Origin of the sequence: Bacteroides sp. ET225, assembly GCF_024733745.1 — a bacterium.
Lineage (GTDB): Bacteria > Bacteroidota > Bacteroidia > Bacteroidales > Bacteroidaceae > Phocaeicola > Phocaeicola excrementipullorum.
On sequence record NZ_JANRHN010000003.1, the window covers coordinates 189,750 to 203,426 of the forward strand.

The window sequence follows — 13,677 nt, forward strand, 5'->3', positions numbered from 1 at the left end:
TCAGTTCATTTTACTTTGTTCTTTTTCCACATTTCATTGAAGCTTTCCTTTGCAAACTTCGGCATATCATGCTCCTTTCCCCAGTCGTTCAGCCCGTTATATATCATCCACCGGGGAAAGGCATTTACCGTATGGGCATTGTGCAAAGCGAAATTAAACAGACGGGGATGCTCCATCAGCGTCTTCATGCCGCCCGACATGAACTTCTTCGACGAGCTGGCAACGCTCAGCCCGTCGAGCTTCTGCCTCCAGCGGTAAATCTGATCTGCCAGATCCACCTTGGCAGGACATACATTCTGGCATGAATAGCACAGCGAACAAGCCGAAACATTGTCAAAATAATGCAAGGGAGCCTTCAGCATACCCAGATTAATGCCGATAGGGCCCGGAATAAAATAAGTGTACGAGTAGCCTCCGCTACGGCGGTATACCGGACATGTATTCATGCAGGCACCGCAACGCAGGCAGTTCAGCGTCTTTACATGCTCCTTGTCAGCAAGAATCCTGCTGCGCCCGTTATCGACGATGATGATATGCAGTTCTCCTCCCTGACGAGGCTTGCGGTAATGCGAAGTATATGTAGTGATCGGCTGCCCTGTGCCCGAACGGGCAAGCAAGCGGGTGAACACGCCCAGCGACTCGCGGTCGGGCACGATTTTCTCCAGCCCGAAAGCCGTAATCTGAAGTTTGGGCTGCGAAGTGCCCATGTCGGCATTCCCTTCGTTCGTGCAGACAACGCACTCGCCGGTAGAAGCCACGGCGAAATTGGCTCCGGTCATCGCAGCTTCCGCCTCAATGAATTTATGACGGAGATTCTTGCGCGCGGCATGAGTCAGATAAGTCTGGTCGTTGTTGCCCGGCTCCGTCCCCATTTCTTTTACGAACAGCTCGCCGATTTCTTCCTTCTTGATATGGATGGCCGGCACAACGATGTGGCTCGGCTTCTTGTGCATGAGCTGCAGGATGCGCTCACCCAAGTCGCTTTCAACCACCTCCACTCCCTTTTCTTCAAGAAACTCGTTCAGTCCGCATTCTTCGGCAAGCATCGACTTGCTTTTGATGAAATGCTTCACATTGTGGGCATGCAGTATGTTATAGACAATCGAGCAATATTCATCGGCGTCTTTCGCCCAATAGACATGCGCACCGTTAGCCTGCGCGTTTTTCTCAAACTCCTGAAGCAGCAGATCGAGATGGCTGTTGCTGTACATCTTGATTGCGCACGCCATGTCGCGCAAATGTTCCCATTCAGGAAGCTGGCGGCTCATATTGTCACGCTTCACGCGCATCATCCACAACGTCTGGTCGTGCCATTTTGCCAGTTCCCCGTTCTGCAGGAACTTTCCGGCATTTTTAGAATGTTTCGTACTCATAGGCCTGAAGCTAATATTTCAACGATATGGATAGTCTTTATAGGAAGATTGTTCCGGCTGATAATTCCGTTCTGATGCATCAGGCAGGAACTGTCGGCGCCGACAATGTATTCAGCTCCCGTATCCATGTGGCGCTGCACCTTGTCGCGTCCCATCTGGCCGGACACGGCATACTCTTCAACGGCAAACATTCCGCCGAATCCGCAACATTCGTCCGGACGTTCGGGTTCGACCACCTCGATTCCCTTTACCAAAGAAAGCAGGTCGCGGAGCTTGTTATAATAAGGGACGTTCAATTCGCTGGGCGAAGAAAGATGCATCAGCCGCACGCCGTGGCAGCTGTTCTGGATGCTCACTTTATGCGGGAAAGAGGCTTGCAGGGATGCGGGCTTGACCACATCGTGAATGAATTCGCAAATGTCATATATTTTCTCTTCAGTGGCGCAGCGATGGCTTTCTTTTGCCAGCAAATTCCCGTAATGGTCGCGGACAAACACAACACAACTCGCAGACGGACCCACCACATAATCGTAGTTCTCAAAAAGTCTGTCGAAACGCTTCGCCAGGTCATGCGCTTCATTTTCAAAGCCGGCATTGGCCATCGGCTGCCCGCAGCAGGTCTGGTCGATGGGATAGTCCACGTCTACTCCCAGACTTTTCAGAAGCTTGAAGGAGGCCACCCCCACCTGCGGATATACAGCATTGATGTAACACGGAACAAACAACCCTACTTTCATACACATATCATTAGTTATTACGAATCCCAAAGGCCAAAGCCTTCAACTGCTGATCCGTTTCGTTATTATTTGCGAACAAATTTACACCGAATTATTGAAAATGAAAAATGATTGCTTAAAAAAACCGAAACAGCGGCACCGGATATTTACCAGAACGCGCCCGCTTTTCGGGCTGAAAGGCATCCTCCGCATTTCTTCCGCACACCTTCTCTTCCGGACCGCGATGCAACCTGCCCAAGGGACGGAAAGATTCTATAGTCCAGCAGGTGAACCATACAGTCCACATGCATGAAACCGTACGGTCCAAGAGCCGGACCGTAAAACATGCCGGACAGACTTGTGCCTTCCGCCGCAGCAGAAACAGGGCTGACGCATTACTAAAGTCATTGATATTCAGAGTATCTGATATTTAGAGATATACTAAAGCCTGATAAAAAGGTTGTTTTTTACCTATAAAATCAGTATATGCTGAATAATAAGTACTTAATAATCAATATTCTTCTTAATGCGTCAGCCCTGGCAGCAGAAACGCAGAAGTGCCCTTACAAACGCGCGTCCGCCCCGCGAATCACTTCGCAGGGCGGACTCAACTAATAACTAACTCTTTTTACTTTTGTGGTTTACGTAATATCATATGACTAACACTGCAAAGGTAGGCAATCTGCGCGTTTCCGGCAATACCTATTTGTTGGTATTTTAGAAACATTCCAAATAATCGGCTACAAGTTCATCTTGACCTCGCTCAGCTCCACCAGCTTGTTCACAATGGCATAGATGGTCAGGCCGGCAGCCGAATGAATCTGCAGCTTTCTCGTAATGTTCCGCCGATGCGTAATCACCGTATGCACCGAAATGAACAGCTTCTCGGCTATCTCCTTATTCGTCATGCCGCGAACTACACACCCTACTATTTCTTTTTCCCTCTGGCTCAGCGTGCTCGCATCGCCTTCGTCTTCACCCGACACATTCATCAGAACAGAAATCTTGTGCGTCAAAGAATCCACATCGTCAAACAGGTTGACCGCTTCGTCATATCCTTTCAACTGATTGGAATCGACAACGGTATAAATCAGCGAAATGAATTTGATGTCAGCATGCGGATACCGCTGCCTGAATCCGTCCAGGTCGAACCACCCTTCAAACTGCGGATTCACAATCAGTATATCCAGCTGATGGGCTTCCATGCAATGCAGAAGCCCTTCTTTCGAAGATATTTCTATGGGCTGCACCTTCACGTCAACCAGCCGCCTCAAAATAGAAGCCAGCCCTCCGCGCACAATTGCTGAAGATTCGGCCACCGCTACATGTATTACATCCTGTGATTTCATCTTGCCTCCTTTTCCAGTTCCATTATGGCAGGCACAAACAGATAGTCTTCCACCCGGTTGTGCGAGTCCAAGTCTTCCTCGCAACTGAAAATGTCGAACAGCGTGGCATTCAGAAGCTGGTTGTCGGCTCCTCCCGGATAATACTTGATGATGATGTTTTTCAGTTCTGTCAGTTTCGCATTAATCTGGTCATGGTTGCGGGCGAACACTCCGATATTATATCCCTCTGTTTTTTCCCCCTCCAGCAGCCTGCCGACATACACAAACACTTTCTCGTTTTCATATTCCATATGCTTGCGCACTTCATGGACATATGCGTCAAAAAACTTGATGATCAGACAAGCCACTTCATTTTCCTGCGAGCAGTCGATCGCTTCGATGAGCTTGCGGCGGATGGTGGGAAGCTGGAAATCCAGGAAATAATGGTGCGCCCTCTTGAGGTAATCCATCAGCGCCGGAATAGAAAGCCCCTTCAGATGATCCTGGATGCGGTTGCCGTCTTCGCACAAGAAATTGACAACGATCAGAAATGTATCGCAATCCACTTGGTTCATCTCGCAGACTTCCTTCACCGACTTGTCACCGAAACCCAGCGCCACACCAAAACGGCTCAAAACCTGAAGAAGCGCATAATTGTCGCAAATCAAGTCACTCATCTTGTCAGCAGGCTTATAAGTTCTGGCTCCGTTTGTACACATAAATATAGGTTTCATAATTTTTCAATGCAAAATAAGACAATTCATACAAGGTTTACAATCACCATTTGTCGGTATTTAAAGCCGGACAAAGATAAAGCATCGCGAAACAATAAAACCATAAGAAAACACAAAAACAGAAAAGGGTTTTCCGAAAAAATTCTAACTTTGCCCATATAAACCAATAATAACATCTTTTTATGTACACAATACAGACAAACGCTTCGGGCACACGGAGCATGGAGATTTCAGAAAAACATCTGGAAACAATCGAAAAATATGCGCTCTTCCGGCAGCTGATCGACAGCAACGGAATCATCGACGAATCGGTGCTTGACAAGCTCAAACTGAATGTCCGCTCGCTCATTGCCTCGATGGAAGAAAACAGCAAGGACTTGCTTGACCTCTGCATTGATGTCATCTACCACAACAACATGAAAGCATACGGGCTGCATCAGCTGATCTTGCTCTACATCAAATGGGAGAAAGAAAAAGAAGAAAAGGAAGAGAAAGCTGAAGAATCTAACTCATAAGAAGCCTTGAAAGAACATCAACTGACTGACTGGCTGCCTACAACCAAAAAGGAAGCGGAGCTGAGGGGATGGGACAAGCTGGATGTCATCCTGTTCAGCGGCGACGCGTATGTGGACCATCCTTCATTCGGAGCTGCCGTAATCGGACGGACACTGGAAGCGATGGGGCTCAAAGTGGCCATCGTGCCGCAGCCCAACTGGAGGGACGACCTGAGGGATTTCAAGAAACTCGGACGCCCGCGTCTGTTTTTCGGAATATCCGCAGGATGCATGGACAGCATGGTCAACAAATATACGGCCAACAAACGCCTGCGCAGTGAAGACGCCTACACGCCGGACGGACGACACGACATGCGCCCCGAATATCCGAGCATCGTGTATGCGAACATCCTGAAAGAGCTTTACCCGGACACACCGGTTATCCTGGGGGGAATAGAGGCCTCTCTGCGGAGGCTCACCCACTATGACTATTGGGCCGACCGCGTGCGCCCGTCCATACTGACCGAATCAAAGGCCGACCTGCTGATTTACGGAATGGGAGAAAAGCCCATAGCCGACTTGTGCCGGCATTTTTCGGAGAAGGTGGGCGATACGCAGGAAGCGTCGGCAAACGACATTCCGCACGACATCCTGCAAACCGCTTATCTGGCAGGCAAGCCGGATAAAGACCAGCTGCCCCCCAATCCGAACGGAGAAGGCGACCTGATTCTCTTTTCGCACGAAGAATGCCTCAAAGACAAGAAGAAGCAGGCGCAGAACTTCCGCCACATCGAAGAAGAGTCAAACCGGTATGCGGCAGCGCGCATTCTGCAACAGGTGGACGGACGGACGGTTGTGGTCAACCCTCCTTATCCCCCGATGACGCAGGGAGAACTCGACCGCTCGTTCGATCTCCCCTATACCCGACTGCCTCATCCCAAATATAAGAACAAGCGAATCCCAGCCTACGACATGATCAAATTCTCGGTGAATATCCATCGGGGATGCTTCGGAGGATGCGCTTTCTGTACGATCTCGGCCCATCAAGGAAAGTTCATCGTGAGCCGAAGCAAGGAAAGCATCCTGAAAGAAGTGAAAGCGATTACGGAAATGCCCGACTTCAAAGGATATCTGAGCGATCTGGGAGGGCCTTCGGCCAATATGTACAGAATGGGAGGAAAAGACGAAACGCTGTGCCGGAAATGCAGGAGGCCGTCCTGCATCCATCCGAAAGTCTGCCCGAACCTGAATGCCGACCACCGTCCTCTGCTCGACATCTATCATGCCGTGGACGCAATGCCGGGAATCAAGAAAAGCTTCATCGGAAGCGGGGTGCGGTATGACCTGCTCCTGCACAAAAGCAAAGACGCGAACGCCAACAAAAGTGCGGCGGAATACACACGCGAACTGATCGTGCGCCACGTAAGCGGAAGGCTCAAGGTGGCTCCGGAGCATACGAGCGACAAGGTGCTTTATCTGATGCGCAAGCCGAGCTTCGAACTGTTTTACGAGTTCAAACGGATATTCGACAAGCTGAACCGGGAAGAGAACCTGCGCCAGCAGCTCATTCCCTACTTCATAAGCAGCCATCCGGGATGCACAGAAGAAGACATGGCAGAGCTTGCCGTAATCACCAAACGGCTTGACTTCCATCTGGAGCAAGTGCAGGACTTCACTCCTACACCGATGACAGTAGCCACCGAAGCATGGTACACAGGATTTCATCCCTACACCCTGGAACCTGTATATTCGGCCAAGACACAGAAAGAAAAACTGGCGCAACGCATGTTCTTCTTTTGGTACAAGCCCGAAGAGCGCCGCGCCATTGTCAATGAACTGAAGAGAATAGGCCGGAGCGACCTGATTCCGAAACTTTACGGGAGATAACCCCTGTCAGCGTTCGCTGATGGGGGTATATCCCACCTCGTCCAGCACATTCTTGTATGCAGGACGAATGATTCGCCGCCCTTCAAAGTTCAGCTCCTCGATGCGGTGTGCAGTCCATCCCACAATACGGGCCATTGCGAAGAGAGGCGTATAGATCTCCATCGGCAGGCCGATCATCTCGTAAATGAATCCCGAATAGAAGTCCACGTTCGAGCAGACACGCTTCTTCGTCCCTTTCACCTTCTTGAAGCACTCGATGGCACGCTGTTCAAGCAGTTCCAGAAAAGCGAATTCCTTTTCACGCCCCTTTTCTGCAACCAGCTCGCTTGCAAGTTCTTTCAGCAGCACGGCGCGCGGATCTGAAATCGTATATACAGCATGTCCGATACCATAAATCAGTCCGCTTCCGTCGTATGCCTCTTTATTAAGCATCCGCAAAAGATAGGTGTCAATCTCATCCACATTCGTCCAGTCGGATATGACTTCCTTCAAATGGTGGAACATCTTAACCACCTGGATATTGGCTCCTCCATGAAGCGGCCCTTTCAATGAGCCGATGCCCGCGGCAATGCTCGAATACGTATCGGTACGCGTAGAGCTGGTGACACGCACGGTAAAAGTAGAGTTGTTTCCGCCTCCGTGTTCCGCCTGCAACACCAGCAGCAGATCAAGCATACGCGCCTCAAGCGGCGTGTATTCCTTCTTTATCATATAAAGGAAGTTCTCCGCAATCGAAAGATTCTCATGCGGATGGCGGATATGCAGGGACCGTCCGTGGATGCTGTGACGGTAGATGCTATAAGCATACGCGATGATCGTCGGGAACTTGGAAATCAGTTCGATCGACTGGCGCATCAGGTTGTCACGGGAGATGTCATCGGGATTCGGGTCGAACGTATACATTTCCAGCACACTGCGCGCAAGGATATTCATGATGTTCTGCCCTTCCAGATCAATGATATTCATCGTGGTCTTCTTGTCAAGCGGCATGTTGTCATTGATCAGCTCCTTAAATGCAGCCAGCTGCTCATTGTCGGGCAGTTCGCCCGACAAAAGCAAATAAGCCACTTCCTCAAACCCGAAACGTTTCTCCTTCAGCAGGGCATGCACGATGTCATCCAGATCATACCCTCTGTAAAACAGCTTTCCGGGAATGGCTTTCAGCCCCTCGTCTGTGCGTTCATAGCCGACCACGTTGCCGATCTTGGTCAGCCCCACCAGCACACCCGTGCCGTCCTCATTGCGGAGTCCCCGTTTCACGTTATACCTGGTGAACAACTCATTATCAATGCGGCAGGCCTGTTTGGCACATTCCGACAATTTATATACAATGTACTCCTTCTTCATAATTCATAAATACTCTTAGTTAAAAATTTGTCTGCGGCCGGTTCTTCCCACTTCAGCGCAAACATTTACAAAACCCCAAGCAGCTCCACAATCCGCTCTCCGAACAGATCGGTAGGCAAAGACTTTCCGCCGGGCATGAAACGTGCAAGATCGGGGGTAGCCTCTCCCTGCGAAAAAGCTTTCTCCAGAGCAGCCGTTATCAGCGAAGCGGCTTCGTTCCAGCCCAAATGCTCCAGCATCATCACCGACGAAAGAAGCAGCGAACACGGATTTACCACATTCTTTCCGGCGATATTCGGCGCCGTCCCGTGTGTCGCTTCAAAAATGGCATGTCCTGTCTGATAGTTGATGTTGGCTCCCGGAGCAATGCCGATGCCGCCCACCATGGCAGCCAACTGGTCGGAAACATAGTCCCCGTTCAAATTCAGCGTCGCAATCACGGAATAGTCTTCGGGCATAAGCAGCGTATTCTGCAAGAAAGCGTCGGCAATGCAATCCTTTATGATGATCTTGCCATTGTTTACCGCATCGGCCATAGCAGCCCTCGCCGACTCTTCTCCCAGCTCCTTCTTCAGCACATCATACCGGTTCATAGTAAACGTCTGTCCGGAAAATTCCGTTTCCGCCACTTCGTATCCCCAGCGCTTGAATCCTCCTTCGGTAAATTTCATGATATTCCCCTTATGCACCAGCGTCACGCTTGGAAGATGATGCCGGACAGCATACCGGATGGCTGCCCTCACCAGACGCTGCGTGCCTTCTTTCGACACAGGCTTCACCCCAAACGAAGACGTTTCAGGAAAGCGCACCTTGGTCACTCCCATTTCATCGCGGAGAAACGCATAGAACTTCTTCGCCTCCGGAGTGCCCTGTTCCCACTCGATGCCGGCATAGATGTCTTCCGTATTTTCGCGGAAGATGTGCATGTTCACCTTGTGAGGTTCTTTCACAGGAGATACAACTCCCTTGAACCAGCGCACCGGACGCAGGCAAACATACAGGTCAAGCGTCTGCCTCAAAGCCACGTTCAACGAACGGATTCCTCCGCCTACGGGAGTAGTCAAAGGTCCCTTAATGCCCACCAGATACTCGTTAAAGGCATCCAGCGTGGCTTGAGGCAGCCATTCGCCCGTCCGTTCGAAAGCCTTTCCTCCGGCCAGCACCTCCATCCATTCGATGGAACGCTTTCCGAGATAAGCCAACTCTACGGCCGCATTCACTATCTTCTGACAAACCGGAGTTATCTCTGCCCCAACTCCGTCGCCTTCTATAAAGGGAACCGTCACCCTGTCGGGAACAACCAGCTTCCCGTCCTGCATATATACTTTACTCATATCCTTCAGATTCTAATGTAAATAATGTAAATAATAAAAGCCTTTACCGCTTTTCCGCCGTTCAGACGGCACCCGGTAGTCCAGCCGGACTCATTTTGTATTCAGCGCCGAACCGGCCTTAAACCACTCGATTTGCTGCCTGTTGTAAGTATGTGCAGCCCTAAAGGTTTCCGTCGTTCCGTCTTCATGCAAAAGAACGATGCTCAACGGCTTTCCCGGAGCGAAATCTCTCAGCCCCAATACCGAAATCTTGTCATGCTCGCGCACTTTATCATAATCGTCCTTGTCCGCGAATGTCAAAGCCAGCATTCCCTGCTTCTTCAGGTTCGTTTCATGAATACGCGCAAAACTCTTTGCAAGAATCACCCTCACATTCAAGAAGCGCGGTTCCATGGCGGCATGTTCACGGCTGGACCCTTCGCCATAATTTTCCTCGGCCACCACAATAGACGCGATTCCTTCCGCCTTGTATTGCTTTGCCACGGCCGAAACCGCTTCGTAGTTACCGTTCAGGCTGTTCCATACAGCATTCGTCTTTCCGTTGAAAGCATTTACCGCCCCCATCAGCATATTGTCAGAAATGTTTTCCAGATGCCCGCGGAAGCGCAGCCAAGGCCCTGCCATCGAGATATGGTCTGTCGTACATTTCCCTTTCGTCTTGACAAGCAGCGGCATCTCAAGGAAATCATTTCCATCCCAAGGCGCAAAAGGCTCCAGCTTCTGCAAACGCTGGGAAAGCGGACTGATCGTTACCTCTACGCGGCTTCCGTCCGAAGCCGGAGCCACATAGCCGTTGTCGTCCACCGTAAAGCCCTTTGCAGGCAATGTTTCTCCCACAGGAGCGTCCAGCCTTACGGCCTCGCCCGCTTCGTTGACCAATGTGTCTGTCAGCGGATTGAAACAGAGATCGCCGGCAATGGCAAGGGCTGTAGCCAGTTCGGGCGAAGCGACAAAAGCATGCGTATTCGGATTTCCGTCGGCACGTTTCGCAAAATTCCGGTTAAAGGAAGTCACAATCGAGTTCGGACGCGCATTGTCATCAGTCACCCTCTTCCACTGCCCGATGCAGGGACCGCATGCGTTGGTCATTATGATTCCGCCGACAGCTTCAAAGTCAGCGATCATGCCGTCGCGTGAGGCCGTGCAATACACCTGTTCCGAACCCGGATTGACTATAAGCGGAGAAGCCATTTTCAGCTTTTTCTCCTTTACCTGCCGGGCCAGCGAAGCGGCACGACTCAAATCCTGGTAAGAAGAATTGGTGCACGAGCCTATCAGCCCGACTTCCATACGCTGCGGATAGCCGTTTGCCTTCACCTTGCCGGCAAACTCCGAAATGGGACAAGCCGCATCCGGCGTGAAAGGTCCGTTGATATAAGGCTCCAGTTCCGAAAGATTGATTTCAATGATACGGTCATAATAAGATGCAGGATCGGCCAGCACTTCATCATCCGCACGCAAATCCTCGGCGCAGCTTCCGGCAAGCGAGGCAATCTCCTCACGTCCCGTAGCCGAAAGGTAGCGGCCCATCTCTTCATCGTACGGAAAGACCGACGTTGTGGCTCCCACTTCCGCCCCCATATTGCAGATGGTTGCCTTTCCGGTGCAGGAAAGAGATTCTGTCCCTTCTCCGAAATATTCGATAACGGCATTCGTAGCACCCTTCACCGTAAGCAGTCCCGCCAGCTTCAATATCACATCCTTCGGAGCAGCCCATCCGCTCAGGCTTCCAACAAGCTTCACTCCGATAAGCTTCGGCATCTTCAGCTCCCACTCCATGCCAGCCATCACGTCTACGGCATCCGCGCCGCCCACACCGACGGCAATCATGCCCAGCCCTCCGGCATTTGGCGTGTGCGAGTCCGTTCCCACCATCATGCCACCGGGAAAAGCGTAATTCTCCAGCACCACCTGATGGATGATTCCGGCACCCGGCTTCCAGAACCCGATGCCATATTTCGATGCCACGCTTTTCAGAAAGTCGTAAACCTCTCTGTTCGCATCGCATGCGGCAGGCAAATCCTCCTTCACTCCCTTATATGCCTGAATCAGATGATCGCAATGCACGGTAGAGGGCACAGCCACCTTCTCCTTTCCTGCATTCATGAACTGCAGCAAGGCCATCTGCGCCGTAGCATCCTGCATCGCCACCCGGTCGGGACGAAAATTCACATAATCTTCTCCCCGGCGGAATGCAGTCATCGCCTTTTCATCATACAAATGTGCATACAAGATCTTTTCGGCCAAAGTCATAGGCCGATCCAATTTCTTTCTGGCATTTTCCACTTTCGCCCTATACGACGCGTAGAAGTTTCTGATCATTTCAATGTCGTAAACCATACGGATTATCCTTTTATCGTTTTTACCAATATCGCAAATATAGCAAAACAGAATCAAACATCCATACCTTACGGCATAAAAACATCAATCCGATCTTATTTTTAAGATAAAACGAATAAATATAACAGAAATAACGACCGATCTATTTCTTTTTGAAACATCTGCAAACAGAAGAAACGAAACAGAATCGGGGCATGGCGACCCACACCGCCACGCCCCGAAACAGACCGCTCCAAACCAATCACTGAAGCTTGAACATCACCGGCAAGGTATACTTGCAGCGCACCGGCTCACCCTTCTGCATGCCGGGCTTCCACTTGGGCATTGACTTGACCACACGCACCGCCTCGGCATCAAGGTCCGGATGGACGCTGCGAAGCACATTGAAATTGCTCAACGAGCCATCTTTCTCAATCACAAACTGCACGATGGCACGCCCCTGAACGTTCTGCTTCATAGCCGTCTGCGGATACTGAATATTCTGGCTTATGAAATCAAGCAGTTTCTGGACTCCCCCGGGGAATTCCGGCATCTGTTCTACCACAGTATAGACTTCCTCTTCCGTTTCAGCAGGAGCCGGCGTATCGGCAGGAGCCTGCACCGGCTCGGAAGCAGGCGCCGTCTGTTCCGTCACACTTTCATCGGCTTGCTTCTTTTCCGATGTACACGACATGTTTCCCAGCATGAGTAGAGCGAATGCCGGAAACGCGAGCAGAGCATACTTGAAATACCCTGCACGGCTGGTTTTCTTCTTGTTCATCATAATGATACGTTTTTTAAGGTATGATAAGTTGAAATGATTGGTAATTCCGGTTCCGGAAGGACGGGAAGCCAGTTCCACCAGATGATACTGATACTTGCGGACCGGGAATCCCGATTCAAGCACACTGCGGTCGGCCAGGTATTCAAGGTTTTCGCACACTTCCCGCCTCAGCAGCCAGGCAAACGGATTCCACCAGCATACCGCGGTGACCGCCTCCATCAGCAGCACATCCAACGAATGCCACTGACGCACATGCGCCCGTTCGTGGGCAAGAACCTCCTCTTCATCCGAAGCCTCCACATCCCTCCGGCAGACAAAAATCCAGCCGAAAAACGAGAAAGGACCGGAGGGTTCGGAAAGGAACCTCACATTCACGCCATGCAAAGACCCGGGAGAAGAAAGGCACAACAGACGGCATACACTTCCCAAACGGACGATCATGCGGAGAGCCAGCAGGCACAGGCCTGCCACATAAAGCAGCACAAGCGCGGAAACAACCGGCGGAAAAGGTGCAGAATCCGACGGAGCAGAAGCCTCTGCCACCGCTTCGGGCAAGACGAATGCGGACATATAATCTGCAACGGGAGATGAAACGATGCCCGGAGCAGGCCATTTCACATCCGCCAAAGGCAAAAGAAACGAAGCCGCCACAAACGAAAGCAGAACGAAGCGTTTCCAGACGAAGAACGTGTCGCTCACGCAAAAAAGCCGGTAAAACACATAAAAAAGCACGAGCCCGGCATTCACTTCCAGCAAATAGACCAATTCGGATGCCATAAGATTCTGATGTTATTCCTGTTTTCCTTTTTCTATCAAATCGATGATTTCCTTCAGGTCCGAAGCAGAAATCTTGTTCTCCTTCGCAAAGAAAGAAACCATCTCCTTATAAGAATCGGCAAAATAATTGCGCACAAAATTGCCGACAGAACGCTCTTTATATTCACTTTGCTGAACCAGAGGCGTATAGCGGTAAGTATTGCCGAAACGCTGCGCCTCCAGGTATCCTTTGCGCTTCAGATTCTGGACAACCGAAGCTACCGTGGTATAAGGAGGGCGCGGCTCCGGATACTGCTCCACGATCTCCTTCACAAAGCAGGCGCCGAGATTCCATATATACAGCATCGCCTGCTCTTCCTGCAATGTCAACTTTTCCATCTGCATACGAGTTTATTACGAACACTTCGCAAATCTACGAAAATTTCGTAATAATCCAAGCGCAAGCAGGTTAATATAAATTAAAAGCAGGCTGACGGAGAGGTCCTTCCCCGGAAAAAGACGGAAAACAGGCCGTCACTTCAACCTCTTCACTGGAGTGATACGATTGCATCACTCCAGTGAAGAGATCGTATCATTGCAGTGAG

11 protein-coding genes are annotated in these 13,677 nt (G+C 50.7%); 2 read left to right on the forward strand and 9 right to left on the reverse strand.

From position 1 onward, the window contains the following. Positions 1-5: 5 nt before the first annotated feature. The 4 genes from NW212_RS02585 to NW212_RS02600 all read right to left on the reverse strand — a co-directional run bounded on the left by NW212_RS02585 (position 6) and on the right by NW212_RS02600 (position 4,151). Positions 6-1,373 (reverse strand): lactate utilization protein B, encoded by a 1,368-nt coding sequence (locus NW212_RS02585; protein WP_258337080.1) that lies wholly within the window; start codon positions 1,371-1,373, stop codon positions 6-8. Next, on the reverse strand, positions 1,370-2,110 hold the full coding sequence (locus NW212_RS02590; RefSeq protein WP_258337081.1) for a (Fe-S)-binding protein: 741 nt from the start codon (positions 2,108-2,110) through the stop codon (positions 1,370-1,372). The genes NW212_RS02585 and NW212_RS02590 overlap by 4 nt, the downstream gene beginning before the upstream one ends. 719 nt (positions 2,111-2,829) lie before the next feature. Next, positions 2,830-3,438 carry a response regulator transcription factor gene (locus NW212_RS02595; RefSeq protein ID WP_258337082.1) on the reverse strand — a complete coding sequence of 203 codons (609 nt, stop codon included), beginning with the start codon at positions 3,436-3,438 and terminating at the stop codon, positions 2,830-2,832. Continuing rightward, positions 3,435-4,151 (reverse strand): hemerythrin domain-containing protein, encoded by a 717-nt coding sequence (locus tag NW212_RS02600; RefSeq protein ID WP_258337083.1) that lies wholly within the window; start codon positions 4,149-4,151, stop codon positions 3,435-3,437. The genes NW212_RS02595 and NW212_RS02600 overlap by 4 nt, the downstream gene beginning before the upstream one ends. 182 nt (positions 4,152-4,333) lie before the next feature. Between NW212_RS02600 and NW212_RS02605 the strand changes: the two genes are divergently transcribed. After that, entirely contained in the window at positions 4,334-4,666 is a 333-nt protein-coding gene (locus tag NW212_RS02605) for a hypothetical protein (protein ID WP_258337084.1), read from the forward strand. A 6-nt stretch (positions 4,667-4,672) separates the two neighbouring features. Continuing rightward, complete coding sequence (locus NW212_RS02610) at positions 4,673-6,532, forward strand: YgiQ family radical SAM protein (RefSeq protein ID WP_258337085.1); 1,860 nt, start codon at positions 4,673-4,675, stop codon at positions 6,530-6,532. A 6-nt stretch (positions 6,533-6,538) separates the two neighbouring features. On the opposite strand, the gene NW212_RS02615 is transcribed toward NW212_RS02610, so the two are convergent. From NW212_RS02615 to NW212_RS02635, 5 genes are all read right to left on the reverse strand, one after another. Then, positions 6,539-7,879: a citrate/2-methylcitrate synthase gene (locus NW212_RS02615; RefSeq protein ID WP_258337086.1), complete on the reverse strand. Its 1,341-nt coding sequence runs from the start codon at positions 7,877-7,879 to the stop codon at positions 6,539-6,541. Positions 7,880-7,944: 65 nt separating this feature from the next. After that, positions 7,945-9,213 carry an NADP-dependent isocitrate dehydrogenase gene (gene icd / locus NW212_RS02620; RefSeq protein ID WP_258337087.1) on the reverse strand — a complete coding sequence of 423 codons (1,269 nt, stop codon included), beginning with the start codon at positions 9,211-9,213 and terminating at the stop codon, positions 7,945-7,947. A 90-nt stretch (positions 9,214-9,303) separates the two neighbouring features. Then, complete coding sequence (locus tag NW212_RS02625; protein WP_258337088.1) at positions 9,304-11,553, reverse strand: aconitate hydratase; 2,250 nt, start codon at positions 11,551-11,553, stop codon at positions 9,304-9,306. 241 nt (positions 11,554-11,794) lie between these two features. After that, a complete protein-coding gene (locus NW212_RS02630; protein WP_258337089.1) occupies positions 11,795-13,093 on the reverse strand; it encodes a M56 family metallopeptidase in 1,299 nt (432 codons plus the stop codon). Between the two features lie 12 nt (positions 13,094-13,105). Then, the gene (locus NW212_RS02635) at positions 13,106-13,471 is read right to left on the reverse strand and encodes a BlaI/MecI/CopY family transcriptional regulator (RefSeq protein ID WP_258337090.1); all 366 of its coding nucleotides are present in this window, start codon (positions 13,469-13,471) and stop codon (positions 13,106-13,108) included. Between the last annotated feature and the right edge of the window lie 206 nt (positions 13,472-13,677).

Coding starts and splice junctions, on each gene's coding strand:
- NW212_RS02585 (WP_258337080.1), bottom strand. CDS start 1,373: ATGAGTACGAAACATTCTAAAAATGCCGGAAAGTTCCTGCAGAACGGG.
- NW212_RS02590 (WP_258337081.1), bottom strand. CDS start 2,110: ATGAAAGTAGGGTTGTTTGTTCCGTGTTACATCAATGCTGTATATCCG.
- NW212_RS02595 (WP_258337082.1), bottom strand. CDS start 3,438: ATGAAATCACAGGATGTAATACATGTAGCGGTGGCCGAATCTTCAGCA.
- NW212_RS02600 (WP_258337083.1), bottom strand. CDS start 4,151: ATGAAACCTATATTTATGTGTACAAACGGAGCCAGAACTTATAAGCCT.
- NW212_RS02605 (WP_258337084.1), top strand. CDS start 4,334: ATGTACACAATACAGACAAACGCTTCGGGCACACGGAGCATGGAGATT.
- NW212_RS02615 (WP_258337086.1), bottom strand. CDS start 7,879: ATGAAGAAGGAGTACATTGTATATAAATTGTCGGAATGTGCCAAACAG.
- icd (WP_258337087.1), bottom strand. CDS start 9,213: ATGAGTAAAGTATATATGCAGGACGGGAAGCTGGTTGTTCCCGACAGG.
- NW212_RS02625 (WP_258337088.1), bottom strand. CDS start 11,553: ATGGTTTACGACATTGAAATGATCAGAAACTTCTACGCGTCGTATAGG.
- NW212_RS02630 (WP_258337089.1), bottom strand. CDS start 13,093: ATGGCATCCGAATTGGTCTATTTGCTGGAAGTGAATGCCGGGCTCGTG.
- NW212_RS02635 (WP_258337090.1), bottom strand. CDS start 13,471: ATGGAAAAGTTGACATTGCAGGAAGAGCAGGCGATGCTGTATATATGG.